The sequence below is a fragment of the Novosphingobium kalidii genome (assembly GCF_040534015.1).
GTDB lineage: Bacteria > Pseudomonadota > Alphaproteobacteria > Sphingomonadales > Sphingomonadaceae > Novosphingobium > Novosphingobium kalidii.
In genome coordinates this window covers 1-21,360 of record NZ_JBEWLY010000027.1, presented here as the reverse complement: position 1 = coordinate 21,360, position 21,360 = coordinate 1, and the positions used below count along the sequence as shown (strand labels likewise).

20 protein-coding genes are annotated in these 21,360 nt (G+C 63.5%); 11 read left to right on the top strand and 9 right to left on the bottom strand.

Going from position 1 to position 21,360, the window contains the following annotated elements; translation table 11 throughout:
* Window positions 1–9: 9 nt before the first annotated feature.
* Together ABVV53_RS16385 and ispG are read right to left on the bottom strand one after the other, a co-directional pair.
* Window positions 10–1,146: a glycosyltransferase gene (locus ABVV53_RS16385; RefSeq protein ID WP_353985505.1), complete on the bottom strand. Its 1,137-nt coding sequence runs from the start codon at window positions 1,144–1,146 to the stop codon at window positions 10–12.
* A gap of 19 nt (window positions 1,147–1,165) precedes the next feature.
* Window positions 1,166–2,302, bottom strand: a complete 1,137-nt coding sequence (gene ispG / locus ABVV53_RS16380; protein ID WP_353985668.1) for a flavodoxin-dependent (E)-4-hydroxy-3-methylbut-2-enyl-diphosphate synthase — start codon at window positions 2,300–2,302, stop codon at window positions 1,166–1,168.
* A 112-nt stretch (window positions 2,303–2,414) separates the two neighbouring features.
* Here ispG and ABVV53_RS16375 point away from each other — a divergent pair, with 112 nt between their 5' ends.
* Complete coding sequence (locus ABVV53_RS16375; protein WP_353985504.1) at window positions 2,415–3,434, top strand: zinc transporter ZntB; 1,020 nt, start codon at window positions 2,415–2,417, stop codon at window positions 3,432–3,434.
* Between the two features lie 22 nt (window positions 3,435–3,456).
* On the opposite strand, the gene ABVV53_RS16370 is transcribed toward ABVV53_RS16375, so the two are convergent.
* Together ABVV53_RS16370 and ABVV53_RS16365 are read right to left on the bottom strand one after the other, a co-directional pair.
* Window positions 3,457–3,972 carry a GNAT family N-acetyltransferase gene (locus ABVV53_RS16370; RefSeq protein WP_353985503.1) on the bottom strand — a complete coding sequence of 172 codons (516 nt, stop codon included), beginning with the start codon at window positions 3,970–3,972 and terminating at the stop codon, window positions 3,457–3,459.
* 16 nt (window positions 3,973–3,988) lie between these two features.
* Window positions 3,989–5,500: an NAD-dependent succinate-semialdehyde dehydrogenase gene (locus ABVV53_RS16365; protein WP_353985502.1), complete on the bottom strand. Its 1,512-nt coding sequence runs from the start codon at window positions 5,498–5,500 to the stop codon at window positions 3,989–3,991.
* A 226-nt stretch (window positions 5,501–5,726) separates the two neighbouring features.
* Here ABVV53_RS16365 and ABVV53_RS16360 point away from each other — a divergent pair, with 226 nt between their 5' ends.
* From ABVV53_RS16360 to ABVV53_RS16335, 6 genes are all read left to right on the top strand, one after another.
* Complete coding sequence (locus ABVV53_RS16360; RefSeq protein WP_353985501.1) at window positions 5,727–7,151, top strand: aldehyde dehydrogenase family protein; 1,425 nt, start codon at window positions 5,727–5,729, stop codon at window positions 7,149–7,151.
* Window positions 7,152–7,201: 50 nt separating this feature from the next.
* Window positions 7,202–7,978 (top strand): SDR family NAD(P)-dependent oxidoreductase, encoded by a 777-nt coding sequence (locus tag ABVV53_RS16355; protein WP_353985500.1) that lies wholly within the window; start codon window positions 7,202–7,204, stop codon window positions 7,976–7,978.
* 19 nt (window positions 7,979–7,997) lie between these two features.
* Window positions 7,998–9,308 carry a cytochrome P450 gene (locus ABVV53_RS16350; protein ID WP_353985499.1) on the top strand — a complete coding sequence of 437 codons (1,311 nt, stop codon included), beginning with the start codon at window positions 7,998–8,000 and terminating at the stop codon, window positions 9,306–9,308.
* Window positions 9,309–9,316: 8 nt separating this feature from the next.
* Window positions 9,317–10,342 (top strand): NADP-dependent oxidoreductase, encoded by a 1,026-nt coding sequence (locus tag ABVV53_RS16345; RefSeq protein WP_353985498.1) that lies wholly within the window; start codon window positions 9,317–9,319, stop codon window positions 10,340–10,342.
* 32 nt (window positions 10,343–10,374) lie between these two features.
* On the top strand, window positions 10,375–11,430 hold the full coding sequence (locus ABVV53_RS16340; protein WP_353985497.1) for a DUF2889 domain-containing protein: 1,056 nt from the start codon (window positions 10,375–10,377) through the stop codon (window positions 11,428–11,430).
* 625 nt (window positions 11,431–12,055) lie between these two features.
* On the top strand, window positions 12,056–12,841 hold the full coding sequence (locus tag ABVV53_RS16335; protein WP_353985496.1) for a sulfite exporter TauE/SafE family protein: 786 nt from the start codon (window positions 12,056–12,058) through the stop codon (window positions 12,839–12,841).
* A 107-nt stretch (window positions 12,842–12,948) separates the two neighbouring features.
* Here ABVV53_RS16335 and ABVV53_RS16330 read toward each other — a convergent pair whose 3' ends face one another.
* The 4 genes from ABVV53_RS16330 to ABVV53_RS16315 form a co-directional block, all read right to left on the bottom strand.
* Window positions 12,949–13,983 (bottom strand): GGDEF domain-containing protein, encoded by a 1,035-nt coding sequence (locus tag ABVV53_RS16330; protein WP_353985495.1) that lies wholly within the window; start codon window positions 13,981–13,983, stop codon window positions 12,949–12,951.
* Window positions 13,976–14,206 (bottom strand): hypothetical protein, encoded by a 231-nt coding sequence (locus ABVV53_RS16325; protein WP_353985494.1) that lies wholly within the window; start codon window positions 14,204–14,206, stop codon window positions 13,976–13,978. Before ABVV53_RS16325 ends, ABVV53_RS16330 begins: the two co-directional genes overlap by 8 nt.
* A 1,196-nt stretch (window positions 14,207–15,402) precedes the next feature.
* Complete coding sequence (locus ABVV53_RS16320) at window positions 15,403–16,440, bottom strand: OmpA family protein (protein WP_353985493.1); 1,038 nt, start codon at window positions 16,438–16,440, stop codon at window positions 15,403–15,405.
* Window positions 16,437–17,039 (bottom strand): hypothetical protein, encoded by a 603-nt coding sequence (locus tag ABVV53_RS16315; protein WP_353985492.1) that lies wholly within the window; start codon window positions 17,037–17,039, stop codon window positions 16,437–16,439. Before ABVV53_RS16315 ends, ABVV53_RS16320 begins: the two co-directional genes overlap by 4 nt.
* A 102-nt stretch (window positions 17,040–17,141) precedes the next feature.
* Between ABVV53_RS16315 and ABVV53_RS16310 the strand changes: the two genes are divergently transcribed.
* On the top strand, window positions 17,142–17,255 hold the full coding sequence (locus ABVV53_RS16310; protein WP_353985667.1) for a CPCC family cysteine-rich protein: 114 nt from the start codon (window positions 17,142–17,144) through the stop codon (window positions 17,253–17,255).
* Between the two features lie 197 nt (window positions 17,256–17,452).
* Window positions 17,453–18,883, top strand: coding sequence for an IS1182 family transposase (locus ABVV53_RS16305; protein ID WP_353985491.1), 1,431 nt, complete (start codon window positions 17,453–17,455; stop codon window positions 18,881–18,883).
* 97 nt (window positions 18,884–18,980) lie between these two features.
* Here the strand turns inward: ABVV53_RS16305 and ABVV53_RS16300 are convergent, their stop codons facing one another.
* On the bottom strand, window positions 18,981–19,808 hold the full coding sequence (locus tag ABVV53_RS16300; RefSeq protein ID WP_353984606.1) for an NAD(P)-dependent oxidoreductase: 828 nt from the start codon (window positions 19,806–19,808) through the stop codon (window positions 18,981–18,983).
* A gap of 181 nt (window positions 19,809–19,989) precedes the next feature.
* On the opposite strand from ABVV53_RS16300, the gene ABVV53_RS16295 reads away from it, so the two are divergent.
* Together ABVV53_RS16295 and ABVV53_RS16290 are read left to right on the top strand one after the other, a co-directional pair.
* Window positions 19,990–20,820, top strand: coding sequence for a PhzF family phenazine biosynthesis protein (locus tag ABVV53_RS16295; protein ID WP_353984605.1), 831 nt, complete (start codon window positions 19,990–19,992; stop codon window positions 20,818–20,820).
* Between the two features lie 96 nt (window positions 20,821–20,916).
* Window positions 20,917–21,252, top strand: coding sequence for a GNAT family N-acetyltransferase (locus ABVV53_RS16290; protein ID WP_353984604.1), 336 nt, complete (start codon window positions 20,917–20,919; stop codon window positions 21,250–21,252).
* Window positions 21,253–21,360: the final 108 nt, after the last annotated feature.

The window sequence follows — 21,360 nt, the reverse complement described above, 5'->3', positions numbered from 1 at the left end:
GCGGCAGTACTAGGCTGAAAGTCTACAATCTGACCGAGCGAGCAAGTGCGAAAACAGCGCGGCATGGGCATCACACGCGGCGTCGATTCCATACGCGGCCACGGCATGCGGAGCTACCGTGGGAAGATTGCCATCCAGAGCCCGGGCGATCGCCGCACTCAACGCGGCAACATCGCGGACGGGAACGGGCGAAGCGGCGCCGACGGTTTCGAGCAGTTCGACGACGGCTGTGGAGCAGGCGGTAGCTACCACCGGGCAACCACAGGCTATGGCTTCGACGAGGGCGGCCGGAAGATCCTCCCACCGGGACGAGAGCACCATCACATCCGCTTCGGAATAGAGCGCGGCGACATCGTTGACGAAGCCCGGCATGTCCACGCGATCGGAGATGCCGAGTTCGGCTGCCAGTGCCTGCAGCGCATCCGCCTCCGGGCCGGTGCCGCAGATCCGCAGGCGCCAGTCCCGCTGCTCAAGACGCGCGACAGCACGCAGCAACGTCGCGAAATCCTTTTGCTTAGACAAGCGGCCGACAGCCAGGATCAGCGGCGTTTCGCCTGTGCGGCGCGTGGGGTGGCGCGTTGCCATCGCATCGCTGACATAGGGGTTGGGAAGGACAACTGCTCTGGAGTGCGGGTCCGGGCAGATGCCGCTCAATCTCTCCACTCCGCAAGGCGAGAGGACCACGATCTTCGCCGCACGAGCCAGTGCCATCCTGAATGTAGTGGTGCGCAACCACCGTTTGAGCGGGCTCATTCCGCTTTTCACGATGGGGTTGGTGATCTTCGGCACGAACGCCCCGTCAAAACCGGCGATGCGCACGGCGAGGCCGGCGGCCTTGTGCGTGTGGTTACCGGGCGAGTGCAGCAGGGCCGGGCTGCGACGGCGCAGATAACCTGCCAAGTCAGGGGCCGCCGCCAGAAGCCGCCCGCCTCTTCCCAGCCTTCGGACGCTCTTCAGCACGTGAATGGAAACGCCGGGATCGAGCAGATGGCGAACGGGGCCGGCGTCGCGCACTACGACCATCTCCACGCGAAAGCCGCGCTGTTGAAGTCCATTGGCAAGGAGACAGGCGACGCGTTCCACACCGCCCGCACCGAAGTGATCGAGCAGTATGGCAACGTCCGGCGTCGAGTCCCGGTCACGCATTGTAGTCAGGCTGCCTGGGTCACTCCGCCGCTTGGGTCAGCGGGCTGGCATCGGTCATCTGCGACTCGATCTCGGAAGCCTTGGCTTCGACCAGCGAGACGATGTGGTCCAGCATCTGATCGGACTGGACGTGGTGGTCTGTCACTCCGGAGAGATAGACCATGTGCTTACCGTTGCCGCCACCGGTCAGGCCGATGTCGGTCTCGCGCGCTTCACCGGGGCCATTTACGACGCAGCCCAGGACCGAGAGCGAGATCGGTGTCTTGATGTGCTGAAGCCGCTTCTCCAGGGCTTCCACGGTGCGGATCACGTCAAAGCCCTGCCGGGCGCAGGAGGGGCAGGAGACGACGCGCACACCGCGCGTGCGCAGGCCGAGCGCCTTCAGAATCTCGAATCCGACGCGTACTTCCTCTTCCGGCTCAGCCGAAAGCGAGACGCGCAGGGTGTCGCCGATCCCGGCCCACAGCATGTTGCCGATGCCGAGTGCGGACTTGACGGTGCCGCCGATGAGCCCGCCCGCTTCGGTGATGCCGAGGTGCAGCGGACAGTCCACCGCGTCTGCCAGCCCCTGATAGGCGGCGACGGCGAGGAACACGTCGGAGGCCTTCACCGCCACCTTGTACTCGTGGAAATCGTGGTCCTGCAGCAGCTTGATGTGGTCGAGCGCGCTTTCCACCAGTGCCTCGGGGCAGGGCTCGCCGTACTTCTCGAGCAAGTCCCGCTCCAGGCTGCCGGCGTTGACGCCGATGCGGATGGCGCAGCCGTTGGCTTTAGCGGCGCGCACCACTTCGGCCACGCGATCGTCAGAGCCGATGTTGCCGGGGTTGATGCGCAGGCAGGCGGCGCCCGCGTCGGCGGCTTCGAGGGCGCGCTTGTAGTGGAAGTGGATGTCCGCGATCAGGGGCACCGTGGCGGCGCGGGCGATCTCGCGGAAGGCGGCAGTGCTCTCCACATCCGGGCAGGAAACGCGGATGAGGTCGGCGCCGGCATCTTCGCAGCGACGGATCTGGTCGATCGTGGCCTTCGCGTCCGAAGTGGGGGTGTTGGTCATCGTCTGCACGGTGATGGGCGCATCGCCGCCGACGGGGACCTTGCCGACCATGATCTGGCGGCTCTTGCGGCGCTCGATATTGCGCCATGGACGGATGGAGGACATGGAGTGCCTTATAGGCACATCCTGCGACAGGTTAAAGGCGGCAGCGCGCAAGGTGTCCAAATGATCTACTCCGCGCACCATTGTCCATCTTCTGTGTTTCCAAGAGCAACCCATGCACGACCCCACGATCAACGATGACCCCGGTGGTGACCAGTGCCTGGATGGGCCGCTCCTTTTCGGCCGTGTGCTCAACGGGCAGGGCGGCGCGCGCGAAATCGGGTGGGGGCAGGTGCAAGGATGGCGCCCGTCAGCCCCTGGCGAGGTGCTCTGGATACATCTGTGCCGCACAGTCGAGGGCGTTTACGAGTGGCTGATGGACGACCTGGGCATCCCCGAGCCCACGGCCGAACTGCTGACCAGCGATGCCACCCGGCCTCGAGCCTTCCGCGAGGGCGAGGCGCTCGTCGCGACACTGCGCGGCATCAACTTCAATCCGGGCGCGGAGCCGGAGGATATGGTGTCGCTCCAGCTCTGGTGCGACGGGGCGCGCCTCGTCACCCTACGACGCGTGCCGTTGCAGACCCCCAATGACACGCGCGCCGAACTCGACCGAGGGAGGGGCCCTACTGATGCAGGCGCGCTGATCACTTCGATCGTCGAGCACATGATCGACCGCATGAGCCACTCCATCCTCGACATGAACGCCGCCATCGACGAGCTGGAGGAACAGGAGGCGGGCTGCGCAAATCAGGAGATGCTGACCAAGATCTCGACGATCCGGCGCAATTGCCTTGCCCTGAAGCGCTATATGTCGCCCGAACACGAGGCGCTGCAAAACATGTCCGAGAACGCACCGTCCTGGTTCGAAAAGCACGACCGGCGCGAAATCGCTGAATCGATCGACCGGCTGCGGCGCTATCTGGATGATCTCGATATCAGCAAGGAAAGCGCGCTGGTGCTACAGGACGACGCTCGCGCGCGGCTGCTCGAGCGCAATGCGCGCACGCAGTACCGGCTTACGATCGTCGCCTCGATCTTCCTGCCGCTGACGTTCCTGACAGGGCTGCTCGGGATCAACGTCGCGGGCATCCCCGATGCGGAAGACCCGCAGGCTTTCTGGACGGTCGTTGCCATTTGCGGCGCCATCATCGTGGCCCAGGTTCTGCTCTTCCGCCGCCTGAAGTGGTTCTGAAAGAGCTAGGCCATCAGCGCGGTTAAAACAGCTTGGCGTAAAGGAATTCCTCGTCCCGCTGCTCACCGACGATGAAGTGGATGTCCGCCATCTTGGCAAAGCCGTAGCGGGCGTAGAATCGCTGTGCGCCGTCATTGCCGCTCCAGACCGACAGCTGCATTTCGCCGGCGCCTCGCACAGCCGCTTCAGCTAACGCCCAGTCCATCAACGTGGCGCCAATGCCGCGCCCGGTCGCGGCGGGATCGGTATAGAGCTGTTTGAGTTCGATCACCCTATCCGCCCGTGCATGCTCGGGCCAGCCGCAGGAGAGGACGAGCTTGCAGAAGCCAAGCAACTTGCCCGCCTCGTCCACCGCCAGATGTACCCGCATCGCGGGATCAGCGATCTCGGCCGCCGCTTTCTCCGGCGAGTGGTTGGCCGCGAGGAAGGTGTTCAGGTCCTCGGGACGGTAGAGATAGGCAAAGGCAGCGCAGAACGCCTCGCTGCCGAGCGCCGCTGCGGCAGGCGCGTCAGCAGGCGTGGCGTCGCGCAGGATCATGGGGCGGCGGAGCGCCTTACTCGCCGCCGCCATCCTGCGAGCCCGGCTGCGGCTGGCCCTGCTTCTTGGCGGGAGGCGCACTCGTTTCGATACCCATGCACAAGTACTTCAGCTCCATAAAGTCCTCGAGCCCGTACTTGGAGCCTTCGCGACCAAGGCCGGACTGCTTGACGCCGCCGAACGGCGCGACTTCGGTGGAGATGAGGCCGGTGTTGATGCCCACCATGCCTGCTTCCAGTGCCTCGGCGACTCGCCAGACGCGGCTGATGTCACGCGAGTAGAAGTAGCTGGCGAGGCCGAACTCGGTATCGTTCGCCATGCGGATGGCATCGGCTTCCTCGGTGAAGCGGATGACGCCGGCGAGAGGGCCGAAGGTCTCTTCCCTGGCCAGCTTCATGTCGGCCTTCACGCCTGCGATCACGGTCGGCTCGAAGTAGCTGTGGCCAAGCGAACTGCGCTTGCCGCCTGCCAGGACCTTGGCGCCCCCGGCCAGAGCATCCTGCAGGTGCTCCTCGACCTTTTCGACCGCCTTCTCGTCGATCAGCGGGCCGACTTGGGTGCCTTCGTCCATGGCGTAGCCGATCTTCATCGCCTTGACGCGGTCCGCCAGCTTGCTGACGAACTCGTCGTAGACGCCGTCCTGCACATAGAAGCGGTTGGTGCACACGCAGGTCTGGCCGCCGTTGCGGAACTTGGAGATCATCGCGCCTTCGATGGCGGCGTCGACATCGGCATCGTCGAACACCAGGAACGGCGCGTTGCCGCCTAGCTCCATCGAGCACTTCTTGATCGTGTCCGCTGATTCCTTGAGCAACTGGCGGCCGATTTCGGTCGAGCCGGTGAAGGTGATCTTGGCGACCTTGGGATTGCGCGTCAGTTCCGAGCCGATCTGGCCGGCGCTGCCGGTGACGACGTTCACCACGCCCTTGGGAATGCCCGCCATCTCGCACAGCCGCGCGATCGCCAGCGCCGAGTACGGCGTCGCGGAAGCCGGCTTGATCACCATGGTGCAGCCTGCTGCGAGCGCTGGACCGAGCTTGCGGGTGATCATCGCGTTCGGGAAATTCCAGGGAGTGATCGCGCCGACGACGCCGATGCCCTGCTTGAGGACGACGAGCCGGCGGTCCGCGGCATGGCCGGGGATCACGTCGCCATAGGCGCGCTTGCCCTCTTCGGCGAACCACTCGATGAACCCGGCACCATAGCCGATCTCGCCCTTGCCTTCGGCAAACGGCTTGCCTTGCTCGCGGCTGAGCAGTTCGCCCAGATCGTCCTGATGCTCCATCATCAAGTCGAACAGCTTGCGCATCAGCTTGGTGCGCTCACCCGCTGTCTTGGCGCGCCAGCCCGGCAGAGCGGCTTCGGCGGCATCGATCGCGCGCGCCGTTTCGGCTGCGCCCATCTTCGGCGCGGTGCCCAGCACTTTGCCCGAGCCGGGATCGGTCACTTCGAAGGTCGCGCCCGAATCGGCATCGCACCACTCGCCGTCGATGTAGCACTGCTGCTTGAGGAAGTCGGTGTAGGCCATCGCGGGCATCCTTCGCGTCATTGTCGGGGCCGAGGCGGTTCGCGGCAGGGACCGCAGCCGTCAGGCAGGCGGAATGTGGAATAGGCATGGCTCCAGCACGATGCAACGGGTGAGACAGATTGACGCGTCCGCGCGTGTAAGCTAGTCTCAAAACCGAACAATAATTCGATATAACGAATAACGGAGAGGCGCTCTGGACTACGCAGGCTACATCGACGGCGCGTTCGTGAGAGGCGAGGGGACGATCTTCGACGTTGAGAACCCTTCTGATGAGACCGTCGTGGATACGGTCACCGGCGCGTCTGAGGCACAGGCGCTCGCAGCGATTGCTGCAGCGCGCCGTGCCTTCGACGATGGCGGCTGGTCGGGGCTGACGATGAAGGAGCGCGCCGCGTACATGACGCGCTACGGCGCTGCGCTGCGCAAGCGCGCCGACAGGCTCAGGGAATGCGCAATACTGGAAGCGGGCTGCCCGGTGTCGTCGAACGTGATGGGCGCGCAGGTCCACGCGCCGCTGCGCATGACGGACGAGATCATCGACCTGTTCCTCCGCTTGCCCGAGCATGAGGAGAACCCGCTTCCCCTGCATGAGCGGGTGAACCCCTACTTCGTGGTGCAGAGCCTCAAGCGCTGGACGCCGCTGGGCGTGGTCTCGGCGATATCCGCCTACAACGTGCCGTTCTACACCGCGTTCTGGAAAGTCGTGCCCGCGCTGATGGCGGGGGACACGGTAATCTTGCGGCCCAATCCGCTGACGCCGCTGTCCGCCATGGTGTTCGCTGAGGCGGCGGATGAGGCGGGGCTGCCCAAGGGCGTGATGAATGTCATCATGGAGCAGGGCCTGGAAGGCGGCTATGCCATGACCACGCACCCCGACGTCGACATGGTCTCGTTCACCGGATCGTGCACGGTGGGCGCCAAAGTGGCCGAGCAGGCCGCGCCCACGCTCAAGCGTCTCGTGCTGGAGCTCGGCGGAAAATCGGCGCAGATCTACTTGCCCGATGCGGTCGGCCGTGCGGCCTCGGCGGCCTCAAGCGTGTGCCTTTCGCACGCCGGGCAAGGCTGCGTGCTCGGCACCCGCGTCTTCGTGCCGCAGGAGAGCAAGGGCCAGGTTCTCGAAGGCATGGCCAAGGCCCTCGAGAACGTGAAGATCGGATCGGCCAGCGATCCCGAGACGACGCTCGGCCCCGTCATCAGCGCTGGCCAGCGCGCCCGGTGCGAGCATTTCACTGAAGCCGCGGTGGCGGCAGGCGGCAGGGTCGTCACCGGCGGCAAGCGACCGGAAGCGCTCGACAAGGGCTTCTATTTCGAGCCGACCGTGCTCGACTTGCCCGACAACAAGAACCCCGCTGCTCAGGACGAGATCTTCGGGCCCGTGATTGGCGTCATCGGCTACCGCGATCTCGACCACGCCGTCGAGATGGCGAACGATTCCAAGTTCGGCCTGTCCGGCTGGGTGCACGGTGCCGACAAGGTCAAGGCATTGGAAGTCGGCCTGAGAATCCGCAGCGGCGCAGTGAACATCAACGGCGCTGTCATGTCGAGCTACGCCAGCGGCGGCGGCATCAAGATGAGCGGCCTTGGCCGCGAGCGCGGCATCGAAGGCCTGCGCGAATTCCAGATGATGACGACCCTCAACATCGGGGGCTGAACAAAAAGAACACGGGAGAGGATGCTATGGACGGACTGGTACAAGGCAAGGTGGCGCTGATCACCGGCGCCGGTTCCGGCGTGGGGCGCGCGGCGGTGCTGCTTTTCGTCGAACACGGCGCCAAGGTGGTCGCGGCCGACATCAACTCAGGCAATGCCGAGGAGACGGTGCGGCTCGTCAAGGAAGCGGGCGGTGAGGCCGTGGCGGTCGGCTGCGACGTGGCCGATCCTGCCTCCGTCGACGCGGCGGTGGCAAAGGCGGTCGAGGCGTTCGGCAGGCTCGATATCATCTACAACAACGCCGGCATCACCGTGAACCCGGTGCCGGGCAAGGGCCTCAAGAGCCTTGTCGACTGCGAACCCGAAGAGATGAAGCGCGTCGAGGACGTGAACATCAACGGCGTCATCTATGGCTCGCAGGCGGCGATCCGTCAGTTCGAGAAACAGGGGACGGGCGGATGCATCGTCTCCACCGCATCCGTCGCGGGGCTGATGGGCTACGGCGGCGTGCTCTACGGCACCACCAAGGGCGCGGTGGTCCAGTTCACCCGCGCGCTGGCGATCGAGGTGGCGGAGAAGGGCATTCGCGTGAATGCAGTCTGCCCGGCGGGCATGCTGACAAACTACGCTGGCATGAACCCAGACAGCGAGCACAAGGACCGCATCCTTGACAGCATGGGCAAGGCGCATCCGCTGGGCCGCGCGATCGACCCGCGCGACACTGCCTCAGCAGCGCTGTTCCTCTGCTCGGATCTCGCATCGAACATTACCGGCGTGAACTTGCCGGTCGACGGTGGGCTTTATGCCGGCCGCAAGACAGGAGCCTGATGCTATGGCGACGTGCCCCATGACAGGACGGGGCGGCAATTCCGCCGCTCTCGCCTCGCTGATGTCCGATAATCCGCGCTACGCCGAAATGTTCGACGTGAACAAGGAAAGCGCAAACGCGGGCGTCGACAACAACCGCGACTATACCGATGATATGAACGCCCTGCGCGAGCAGGCGCCGGTGCACCAGGGCTCCCTGCGCGGCCTGCTCGGCGTGCCCGAGATGTCGCACATGATGGGCCCGCCGCGCAATGAGATGACCTTCTTCTCGTACCGCGCCTGCGAGATCGGCTTCCGCGAGAATCTGCTGTTCTCGTCCGAGGGCTATAACGAAAGCGCGGGCGTGCGCACGATCGGAACCACCATCCTGTCGATGGTGGGCAAGCCGCACAAGCGCCTGCGTTCGGCCGCGCAGCCGTTATTCAAGCGGCCCAAGGTCATCGACTGGTGGAACAAGCGCTGGATCGAAGAGACGGTGGACGCCCTGCTCGACCGCCTGCTCGACGAAGAGGCGACCGACCTCAACTCCCAGCTCTGCGCCCGCCTGCCGATGGCGACCGTCACCCGCGCGATCGGGCTCGAGGGTGAGGACGTGATCGAGTTCCGCTACCAGCTCAACCGCGCCACGTTCGGCGCCGCCAGCCTGCCCCCCGAAGAGTCCGCGGCTTCGCGTGCCTGGATCGACACGACGCTGCGCAACCTGATCGCGGAGAACACGCGCGATCCCGGCGACAACCTTATCACCGGACTGCTCAACGCCGAGATCGTCGACGAGGAGGACGGCTTCAAGCGCAAGCTGACCGAGGACGAGATCTTCGGCTATTGCAAGCTCGCCATCTTCGCGGGCGGCGGCACCACCTGGCGGCAACTGGGCATCACCATCGACGCGCTGATGAACCACTATCATTTCTGGGAAGCCTGCCGCGATGATCGTTCGCTGATCGACCAGGCGGTGGAGGAATCGCTGCGCTGGCGCTGTACCGATCCGATGATGCCGCGCCTCAGCACGGCCGATGCCGAAGTCGAAGGGGTGCACGTGCCAGAAGGCACCCGCGTCTACCTCTGTTTCGGCGCGGCCAACCACGACCCCTCCGTGTTCGAGCGTCCGCTGGAATACGACATCTTCCGCAAGAAGCAGGCGAACATGGGCTTTGGCTTCGGCCCGCATCGGTGCCTTGGCATCGAAGTGGCGCGCCAGGAGATGATCGTGGCCATCAACGGGCTGCTCGACCGCTTCCCGAAGATGAAGCTCGATGCGACCAAGCCGAAGCCCGAATATCGCGGCCTTGAGCATCGCGGCATGACGGCGGTGCCGGTCAAACTGAAATGAGCGCAACGATGAAGCAGGTTGTCCTTGCCAGCTATGCCAAGGGCCACCCGAAGGCGTCCGACTTCCGCATCGAGGATGTGCCGGTGCCGGTAGTGGGCGAGGGCGAGCTGCTGCTGAAGACGATCTACATCGCTGTCGATCCGCTGATCCGCTTTTCGCTCGACGAGACGGTGCTTTCCGGCACCGCGCGGATGGAGCTGGGCGCGCCGTTGATCGGCCCCACGGTGTCGCAGGTCGTCGCTTCCAACCACGCCGGATACGCGGCGGGAGACTTCGTCGAGGGGCGCACCGGCTGGGCCGAGTACACCGTCGTCGCGCCCGACAAGAGCGACTATCGCGGGCCGCCGCGCAAGCTCGATCCGGCGCTGGCGCCGGTCTCGACGGCACTGGGCGCGCTCGGCGGTCCGGGCCAGACAGCCTACGAAGGCGTGGTCAACGTCGGGCGGCTTAAGGCGGGCGAGACCATCGTGATCTCCGCCGCTGCCGGCGCCGTCGGCTCGATGGCGGGGCAGATCGCCAAGGAGCTTGGAGCTCGCGCCGTCGGTATCGCGGGAGGCGCGGCAAAGTGCCAGGGCCTGCTCGACCTCGGCTTCGATGCGGTGGCCGATTACAAGGCGCCTGACTTCGCCGACCAGCTCAAGGCGGCCCTGCCTGAAGGCGCGGAAGTCTATTTCGAGAACGTAGGCGGTGAGGTCACGCTGCAAGTCCTGCCGCTGCTGAAGCGTGGCGCCCGCATGCCGATGTGCGGCTTCATCGCGTACTACGGCGTCGGCATGGAAGGGCCGGGCCCGGACCATCTACCCGGCTTCTACCGCCAGATCATGGCCAAGGGGCTGGAGATCAAAGGCTTTGCCGGCATCTTCGCAGGGCAGAAGGGCCTCGACGACATCGCCGGGTGGATGAAAGAGGGCAAGATCACCTTCGCGGAATCGTTTGTCGATGGCATCGAAGCCGCGCCGGAGGCCTTCGCCAGCGTGTTTTCCGGGCACAGCCACCTCGGCAAGTTGCTGGTCCGCGTCGCAGCGGAGGGTTGATCGGAAGGGGCGGGCGATACACTGTGGATCGCATGGCAACCCAGACGCTTCCTCCGCCTCCACGCAGCACTGCCAATCCGGCACCGCCGCGCCCGTCGAACTCGGTCCGGCGCACCTCCAGCATCGACGTCGCGTGGCCGGATGGGCCGGAAGCGCCAAGGGTGATGGTCGGTCGCGCCCGCGACATGCTCACGCCAGCTGACGGTGGCGAGGGGCACCTGCTGGCCGAGGGTGGTTTCCGCCTCCGGATGGCAGAGGACAAGACGATCACCGCGATCAGCGCCGAACCGCCGCACCCCGGCGTCGATGCGCTGGTAGGCGAACGCGGCGGCAATCACTTGCGCATGGCCTTGCGCGAACGCCTGCCCGAACTGATCGCGCAAGGCGATCCGCTTTACCTTGTTCTTGACGACATCTCGGGCACGGCGCTGGTCTCCGCTTTCGCGTGGTCGCAGTGGTATCCCGATTGGGCCGAAAAGCTGCGCGAGCGGCTGGGCGAGGAGCAGATGGCCGGCATGATGCAGCAGCGCACGAACGTGTGCTGGGGCCTGAAGGAAGGCAACAGCGGTCTGCGCCCGGAAGGCCCCCCGCACAACGTGGCGGATGCCGATGCGGGCGATCTGGTGAATCCGTCCGACCCGCAAGGCTGGCACGCGCTCTATGACCAGGAAGGCCCCGGCTTTCGCCGCGCGCGCCGGATCGACGTGGTCCGTGATCCGATCGCCGGCACTTTGCGGATCGATTCGGCGTTTCAGGACAGTGCCAGGCAAAGGGAAGGCGGGCGCGTGGCGATCCACGAATACGCCTTGCGCGCCACATGCGATGCCGGAACACTGGAGATCCTCGCCCTGGAAGCGGAGCCGCTGATCCTGCCGTTCTCCGAATGCCCCGGCGCCATCGGCACGGCCCAGCGCCTTGTCGGCAAGCGGCTGGACGCCATTCGCGACGAAGTGCTGGCGCTTTTGCGCGGTCCCGAAGGATGCACCCACCTCAACGACGCGCTGCGTGCCCTTGCGGATGTGCCGAAGCTGGCGGAGAGCCTGAAGGTGCCGGCTTCAGCCGGAACATCGCGAAAGCTTGACATATAGAACCATATAGGTTATATGCCGCAGCCGTCGGAGGGAACTCCGGCACACGGCGGGTGCGGGTGAGCGAAGGCCTCGTTCAACGATCCCGCACCATTCGGCCGGCGCTCCAGACGGGCGCCTGCACCCGATGCGAAGCCATTCTTGTCCTACCGGCATTCTCCTTGGCTTGCCGGATCGGGCCGGCGCCAATTGCGAGCCTCTCCCGCCGGCGCTTCGCACAACAGAGGTCGAGTTGGCGGTCCGCTTTCGCGCTTCCCCTGTCAGCCGTTCGCAAGATGGAACGTGAGCCAAGCCTGTCGCGCCAGGCCGCGCCGGCCGCCCGTCCGCCGTCGTTCTCTCCCCCCGGCGTTATCCCGCACTCGCCAGCGGGCGATCAGCCGTGTCCTGCGCGCCAAGAAGCGCGAGGACCACTCCTGCTGTAGGCATTCAAGTCCGCTTTGTAGGTGGCAATGCGAAAGCCGCTTTTCCGTACACGCATTGGCGGACATTGGCGCGCATGTCATAGGTTCTGTAGTACGCGGGTAACAGTCATATACCAAATCAGGGCAAAATCCATCCGGGCTTTCTGTAACGGCCGGTGACGCCCCACTTGCGGTCACTCGGGAAGGGTCGTCATAGGGACCCAATGGACATAATCATTATCGCCATCGTGGCGGCGTTCGCTTCTGCGCTGACGCTCTATTCGGGTTTTGGCTTGGGGACTATCCTGCTCCCCGCCTTCGCCTTGTTTTTTCCCGCTCCCGTGGCCGTGGCGGCGACTGGCGTCGTTCATCTTCTCAATAATCTTTTCAAGGGCACGTTGCTTCGGAAGCGCGCCGACTGGCCCACCGTCCTGAAGTTCGGGCTGCCAGCTATTCCTGCGGCGATAGCGGGAGCGTGGCTGCTCGCTGTGCTGGGTGATACTCCGCGCTTTTTCGAGTGGTCCGCCCTCAACCGCACCTTCGGCCCGACCGGAGCAGGTCTCACGATTGGCTTGTTGATGATGCTCTTCGCTACGCTAGAGCTTCAAAAGTGGTTCCACACGCTGAAGGCACCGCCTCGGCTAATGCCCGTTGGAGGACTGATCACCGGTTTCTTCGGCGGCCTCACCGGGCAGCAGGGGGCATTTCGTTCCATTTTCCTGTTGAGGTCCGGCTTGCCTGCCGAGCGTTTCATTGCGACAGGTGTGATGATTGCAATCCTCGTCGACTTATCCCGGCTTACGACGTACGCGGCGTCATTCGCGACGACGGGTCTCAATCCAGTGGGTCGCGAAGGCATACTTGTCCTTGTCGGCACCGTCTCGGCATTCGCAGGTGCCTACTTCGCCACCCGTCACCTCGACAAGATCACACTTGGAGCCGTGCGCTACAGCGTGGCCGCACTGATGTTGATCATAGGTGCTGCAATGGCTACCGGCGTTCTCGGTTAATTACCGATGTCCGTTTCCCACCACATTGAGACAAAAGCTGCCCGGCAGGAGCCGCCCACAAGTGGCCGTTCAGAACTATTTTCCGCTCTCTGAGAGCGGCTAACTGTTCATCTCAGCGGCAAGGTCTCGGACGTGGCTGGCGCTGCCCTCGCGCATTCGGCGGCGTCCAAGCCGGCCATGCGGGTGCAATTTCGACCGCGCGCCTTAGCTTCGTACAACATCTTGTCGGCACTCGCGAACCATTCACCTACGTCGGCGAAGTTCTCGACTACGGAAACGCCGAAGCTGGCCGTGACCTTGACGTGGTCTCGGGCGAGCACAAATGCGTGGTTCTGGATTTCAAGCCGCAAGCGCTCTGCTGCGATGAAGGCGTCAGCCGCACTGGTCTCGGGCAGGAGGACAGCGAACTCCTCTCCACCCATTCGCCCAAAGCAGTCCGTCGGACGAAGGGTTTGCATCGCCAATCGACCCACGTGACGAAGCACCTCGTCGCCGGCGGGATGACCGAAACTGTCGTTGATTTTTTTGAAATGATCGATGTCGAACGAAATCATTGAACTCGGCCGATGGTAGCGTGCGTGGCGCGCAACCTCACGGCTCACTTGCTCTTCGAAGCCACGGCGGCTCAGTGCGCCCGTGAGGTGATCCGTACTTGCGATCAGCCGCAACTCTAATTCGTCGCTTACGATATTCGCAAAGTTGCTGAGGATGGCGATGTCCGCTGGGCTGAACCTGCGGGGCTGCGTATCCATCGCGCAAAGCGAGCCTACATTGTACCCATCTGGAGACCGAACCTGAACACCGGCATAGCTCCGGATCCTCGGCCCACCCAGCACCAACGGGTTTCGGACGAACCGTTCATCTAGGAGTGAGTCCTCGACGATCAGTGGCTCAGCCTGTTGAATGGCATAGGTGCAGAACGAGATCGAGCGCGGCGTTTCCTGAACGTCCAACCCACGATATGCCTTGAACCATTGGCGATCTCTATCGACGAGGGAAACGGTGGAGATCGGCACCGCGAGAACGGTACGAACCAGGTTCACGATCTTTTCGAACGGTTCTTCCGGCGCCGTCTCGAGGATCTCCATCCGGCCAAGCGCAGACAGGCGAGCTTCGTCGTCCATCAGCTTTGGATCAATCACGAGCTTTTTCCGATACCATAGCGCGCATGGCAATTGTGAGCTCGGCCCGATAGCTGTCCAGAAGTTGACCGACGCTGTCCTCAATCACGTCTTCGCCGACGCCGGCAGCACGCAGGCTGTCGACAAGAGCGGCTAGATGTCGCTGATGCCTTTGAACGCTCTCTATCAGCTCGGGCGGAATCGCCGCCTGCTCCCCATCAGGTGATGCGGAAGCCAAGGACATCTCTCCGGTCGTGATTCGTACGTGTGCCATAACCCTTTATAGGATTCGCCGGTAGGGATCGACTGAGCTTTCGAAGATAGTGTAACCAAGAGCGATGCGCGTTGATTGTACCCCTAGGGCGAGCTGATGCAGCCCTACCGAGGTAATGGTCACTTTCAAACCTCGTCGGCTTGCGCACACAGCGGCGGCGAAGCTGCCTATCCACTTACCACCGCTTTGCGTCGGTACCGGTTCGGCGGCACGCGCCCAATCTCCGACATTGACACAAGACTCACCAGCTACATGGTGAAGCCATGACCGCGAACTCCGAGAGCTCTCTCCGCCCGTTTATTGTCATCTACCGCTGGCAAGTTGAGCAAGCTTTCGAGGATGCATTCCGGGCGTCATGGCGCCAAGTCACAAACGAGGGACGCGCTCTTGGCTCATTAGGCTCTTGCCTGACCCGAGACGAAAGCGGCGATTTCATTGCTATAGCCCTGTGGCCCGATGAGGCAGCTCGCGCCGCTGCTTTTGCTCGAATGACCTCACGAAGCACTTGGGTCGGTGCAAAACGGATCTGTGAGACAAAGCTATACGTCGAGGACGACCTCTGGGTCACATCCCCGTTCGCGGCCATAGCGGCCGCCATCGGCCATTGACTGCTCTCCACCACTTCGAGACGGAAGCCGCAGGCAAAGCCGCCGCCGGAAGCTGCCGTCCGCAAGCGCCCCCTGGTGCGGACGTCGGTTACACAGTCACACTTCCGACCCACTTGCTGCCGTTCGCTATTCGTTCGCGTGTAGCGTACGTAAACCGCACTTTCGTGCTGTGATCCCCTGTTGCGGCGCCGAATGTCCACGGACATTCGATACATGCCCATGTGGCGGGTGTGGAACATGGTCCAAGGATGTGTTCTGTTTATGAATGGGGGCAGGCTGGAGCTTTTAGAAGGCTACGCGTTTGGGCCCGACATTGCGGCATTGGACCTCCACAACCTGTGTTTCGAAGTATACTGCTCGCCGATCACCCGCATCAAATAAGGGTCTGCTCCTCACCCACACATCGCCACTAGGCAGGCTCTAAGCGACCCAAGCTCGGTCACTTGATGGGACGTCCCGCTGGCCGGTGGCGGAGGCACGCTTACGAGCAGCCCGCTACCGGAGCGGCCTGATCTTTTTCGGTCAGCGTCGACTAGCAACGCCGCCGACGCGCCGGGGCTAGGTGCCGCCGTTGCCGGTGCCGGTGCTGCCGGCCTGTGGTAGGATGACCTCAACCCGGCGGTTGCGCCGGCGCCCAGCCTCGTCATCACTTCCATCGGCATTGGCATTCGGCGCCACCGGGCGCAGTTCGCCCAGGCCGATGGTCTGCAGCCTGTCGGCTGCCACGCCCTTGTCGATCAGGTAGGTCTTGACCGCCGCGGCCCGCTGTTCGGACAGGCGCTTGTTGTAGGCATCGTCGCCCTTAGCATCGGTGTGCCCTTCGATGGTGATCTGCCCGGCCTGCCCCGCCTGGATCAGCTCCGCCAACCGGTCCAGCGTAGTGCGAGCGCCGGCCTGGATGGTGGCCTTGTCGAAATCGAAGGTAACGTCGCCCGGCAGTGAGACCACAGTGCCGCGCTCGGAATCGACCGCACCCAGCTCGGACTTCAATTTGTCCACCGCAGTCAGATTGCTGGTCGAACGCCCCGCTTGGCCGAAATTGGAGCCGCCCCCTGTCGCCGAACCCAGGGTGGAGGCGGGCAGGTTCTGCATGTTGGACAGGGCCGACACTTCCGGCACCGAACCGCCGTGCGACCCCGCCAGCGGCAGCGCGACCTCGAACCGGGGGGAACTGCTGTAGCGGTTGTTCCGGCTGTCATTGCCGTTGAGCATCAGCGTGGCGGAGCCGGATGACGGCAGCGTTCCGGCGAAGAGCAGCGCACCGTCCATCATCTTGCTCGGCGGCACCGCCAGATTGGCGTTCGTGGGGGATGGCACCAGCAGCAGCTTCTCGCCACTGTCGGTCAGGATATAGCTGTTCTCGCGCCCGGCATCGAGGCGTATCTCCCGGTCACGTCCGTTGATGACGCGCACGGATACCAGTGTCCGCTCCCCGGTAGACTGAACTGACAATACCTGCAACACCGCGCCATTCGGGTGCACGGCCTGCGTATCCACCATGGCGCCACCACCACCACCGCCGATCCCGCCATCGCAGCCGGCCACCACCAGCATCAGCGCTGCGATGGCGGTTGCGCCTGCACGCCCGGCGGTCACTGCCCACCGCCGGCGACCGGCAGGTCGATGCGGAAGCCAGGCGTGGTGGTATGCTCATTATCGGTCTGATGATTTTCGTTCAGCACCAACACGGCGGCATTCACCGGCTCCAGCCGGCCCAGGAACACTAGCTGGCCTTCAAAGGTCTGCCCGGTGGGGATCGACAGGCGCGGATTGCTGGGTGGCGGAGAGAGGTACAACCGCTCACCTGTTTCCAGCAGCAGATAGCTGGTGCGGTTAGAAGGAGAACGGTTCAGTTCGACGTCGCGAGTTCGACCGTTGATGACCCGCAGCCCCACTACCGTGTCGGTCGGCCGGGACTGGAGGGAAGTCAGCTGCAATACCGCCCCGTTGGGATGAGCGACCTGTATGTCGAGCGGCTTAACCGCGCCGTTGTTCCACTGCTTGGCCGATGGTGATGGTGCTGATTGCGGTGCGGCGGTCTGCTCGCCCTGACCCTGCGGCGCCTCTCCGGAAGGCTGCGTGCAGCCGCACAGTCCCATGGCAGTGATAACAACAGCTTTGGCGAATACGTTCATCATCATCCTCGTGCTTGCGGCAGCGTCGATCAGCCTGCTCAGGCGCTCATAACGGTCCATAGCAGCCGTCGGCACTTCTGCTATGCTCTCATATTCGCAGACGAGGGTCCGAATGGCTTGGCACAGCATCGTCAAGGACTACATGGCAGTCGCAAGCTGTCGGTGTCGTGTTGTAGCTACCTCACGCTGAAGGGCCGCGGCATGTTTGAGATATGCCCGGTTTGCTCTTGGGAGGATGATGGTCAAGACGACCACGATGCGGAGGTCGTTCGTTGAGGACCAGACGGCGCCCTTTCACTCGAAATCGCTCGCCGGAATTACTTAGCGCTTGGAGCAGCTGATCCCGTCGATCTGCCGCACGTTCGACCGGCGACAGGCGAAGATTGGTGAGCGTATGCGTTGTCAGCTCTCCACCGAGGCTGTGTGAAAACGCGGTGATCTGCTATGTTTTAGGCCTGCTTGGGAGGCGTGAGATGGGGCGTTTCATCGAGGGTTGTGATCGGCGGGAGGTTCAGCTTCTGCCGGACTGCATTGACGATTACGTTGCCGAGGACAGCCAGGTTCGGGTGATCGACGTGTTCGTCGATGAGCTGGATTTGTCAGCGCTAGGCTTCGGCGATGCGGCGGTGACAGGCCGTCCGGGGTACCATCCAGCAACGATGCTCAAGCTCTACCTCTATGGCTATCTCAACCAAGTGCAGTCGAGCCGCCGGCTTGAACGGGAGGCCGGACGCAATCTGGAGCTGATGTGGCTGACAGGCAAACTGGCGCCCGACTTCAAGACGATTGCCGACTTCCGGCGCGATAGCGGTGAGGCGATCCGGGCGAGTTGCCACCAGTTTGTGGTGTTGTGCCGCGAGCTGGGGCTAATCGCTGGAGGCACCGTGGCGGTGGACGGTAGCCGGTTCAAGGCGGTGAACACGCGCGACAGGAACTTCACGCCTGGAGCAATCCGACGGCGGATGGAGCAGATCGAGGCGAGCATCGCGCGTTATCTGGGCCTGCTCGACACTGCTGACCGGCAGGAGGAGGTGGTGGCGCAGGTCCGCACCAAGCGACTTGGCGAACGGCTCGAGGCGCTACGCCGCCAAATGCGCGAGCTCCAGGAGATGGAGCGCGTTGTGGCGGACGCACCTGACCGGCAGATCTCGCTGACCGACCCGGATGCACGAGCGATGGCAAGTGCCGGGAAGGGAACGGGGCTGGTCGGCTACAACCTCCAGGCAGCGGTCGATGCCGACAGTCACATAATCGTGGCGCACGAGGTGACAAATGTCGGTCATGACCGCTCGCAACTGGCGAACATGAGCCGCAAGGCACGCGAGGCGATCGGATTGAACGCGCTGACCGTGCTCGCCGATCGCGGCTACTTCTCAGGCGTCGAGGTGCTGGCCTGCGAGGAAGAAGGCATTACCGCGATCTGTCCTAAGCCACTTACCTCCGGAGCCAAGGCGGACGGACGGTTCGGCAAGCAGGACTTCCGCTACGAGCAGGTCGCAGACAGCTATCGCTGCCCTGCAGGTGAGACGCTCCCCCGCCGCTTTACCACGGTCGAACAGGGCCTGCGGCTCCACGCCTACTGGTCCAGCCATTGCGGCGCTTGCTCCATCAAGCAGCAATGCACGACCGGTAAGGAGCGGCGGATCAAGCGGTGGGAGCACGAGCACGTAATCGAGACCACGCAGGCAAGGCTTGAGCGCATGCCCGATGCCATGCGCGTCCGACGACGAACCGTCGAACACGTGTTCGGCACGATCAAGGACTGGATGGGAAGAAGTCACTTCAAGACCCGCACCCTGGAGAAGGTCGGCACCGAAATGAGCCTCCACGTCCTCGCCTACAATATGAAGCGCGCGATCAACATGCTCGGCGCCTCGAAGATGATCGCCGCAATCCAAGGCTGAGCCGAAGGAGCCAACGTGCGCCTGTTACCTCAAAACAGACAACGCGTTTTCACACAGCCTCCACCACCTTCGGCCATTCTCCAGCGCAGCTCGATACTCACCCGAAGTCGCGGGTCGCAGCGTCGAGCGTTCCCAGCTCCATTCCAGTCGCGCCTGCGCGTGCGATCGCGACGTCCTTGTCCAGATAAGGCCGGATCCGCGCGACCGAAGCCTCAGCATCCCCGTTGCGGCTGAGAACCGTCAGCGCGAAGCTAGCCGCGCTGCCGCGCAGCAGCGCCTCGGCTGCGGTCCCGGCATCGAGCCCCTCCTCCTCAACGAGACGCAGCGCATCACGTGCGATGGCGACATGCGCCCCAAAGGTAAGATTGTTGATGACCTTAAGCGTCATGCCACTGCCCAGCGGGCCGACATGCGCGATGTACGCAGAATGAGCGTCAAACACGGGCCGGACCCGTGCGACCTGCTCTTCGGTGCCGCCCACCAGCAAGGTAAGTCGGCCCTCCGCCGCTTCCTGCGGCCCTCCACTGAAGCCTGCGTCGACCACGTCAATATCGGGACGCATCGTGGCGAGTTCACGCACGAAGGCGGCGCTCACCGTGCTGTGGACGACCAGGATCGCCCCTGCAGACATCGCCGCCAGACCCTGCCGCTCGACCAGAACCTCGCAAATCTGCTCGGCCGAGAACAGGTTGACGCAGACAACCTCCGCACCGCGCACCGCCTGCGAAACGTCGTCAATCACGGTGCCGCCTGCCGCGCGAATGGCATCATGTTCCGCCGGACGACGCGCGTAGCCGGTCAACGTATGTCCTGCCTGCACTATGCTGAGCGCCATGGGCGCCCCCATTGAGCCAAGACCGATCCACGCCACCCGCATTGTCTCTCCTCCTCCGAGCGATAGTCGCTGCGGCCGATGATCATTCATCCGATCTCCAGCCCTAATACGGCGACTCTCTGGTCCGACTTTCTCATCCGCGATCATGCCTATCGCTTTCCATCTCCGCCCGTGCAACGAGTTTGAGAAGCCCTGCGCATTCCCAAACGTCGTTCTCTTTTGGGAATTTTCCCAACCGTCTAAAGCATGAACGAGACTAGGGAGGGTTTGGATGGACGTTCAGCGACTGGCGGCTTTTACCTATGATAATCGTGGCGGTAATCCGGCCGGCGTTGTCCTCTGCGATGCGCTCCCCGATCCTACCCGTATGCAGGCCGTTGCGGCGGAAGTGGGCTATTCCGAAACCGTCTTTGCCGCACGCACACCCGAAGGCTACCGGGTGCGGTACTTCGCCCCAGAAGCCGAGATTCCTTTTTGCGGCCATGCAACGATAGCGTTGGGAGCGGCGCTCGCGACCCGAGAAGGCGATGGTGCTTTCAAGCTCAAATTAAATGAAGGCGAGGTCACCGTCGAAGGCCGATGCGGCGTGGATGGTCTTAGCGCGGCGCTCGTATCGCCGCCCACGCGGAACTGTCCAGCACCTTCACACCTGCTGGAAACCGCCTTAGCGCTGTTCGGCCTGACCGACGCCGACCTTGATCCTCGGATTCCGCCGGCAATCATTGACGCGGGAGCGCGTCATCTCTTGTTGGCGATGAACAACCGGGCTGCACTAGCGGCCATGCGGTATGATATGCAGGCCGGCGCCGAGCTCATGCGAGAGTGGAGCTTAGCGACAATCAGCCTTGTCCATGCAGAAACCCTTGGCCGCTTCCATGCACGCAACCCTTTCGCTGCCGGTGGTGTGTACGAAGACCCGGCGACCGGAGCCGCTGCCGCAGCATTGGCGGGCTACCTACAGGCTCTCGGCATCGAAGCCGGGGACCTCGAGATCGTGCAAGGCGAAGATATGGGCGTGCCCTGTCTGCTACACGCAGCCGCGCCGACAATCCCGGGAGGCGGTGCCCGCGTTCAAGGAACGGTGCGGCGCATCGAGGGGTAGGCATAAGCCTTCGTTACCAGGCGTTCCCAAAACACCTTCCCAATCGGGAAAGCCGTTGCCCTTCCGATCCTGGCCGCAACCCATCATAGGCTGCGTATGAGCGAGACAATCCGGTTAGCCACCCCCGATGATGCTGCGACTGTTACTGCCCTCACCAGGTCGGCCTATTCCAAATTGATTCCGCTCATCGGTCGCGAACCGCTACCGATGAGGGCGGATCATGCCGCCCATATCCGGGATCATCGCGCAGACCTCCTGTTTGTTGGAAAAGACCTGGCCGCGCTTGTCGAAACCACCGAACGCGACGAGGACGTGCTGATAGAGAACGTGGCCGTCGGTCCGAACTTTCAAAAACGCGGCTACGGTCGAAAGATGGTCGCATATGCCGAGCAACTGGCGCGTGAGGCCGGCCTGACCACGGTTCGCCTCTAGACGAACCAGAAGTTTGAAGAGAACTTACGCCTCTACGCCTCGCTCGGATATAAGATCGAGCGAGAAGAAGCTCTCAATGGAGGCGTCGCTATCCACATGGTGAAGGTG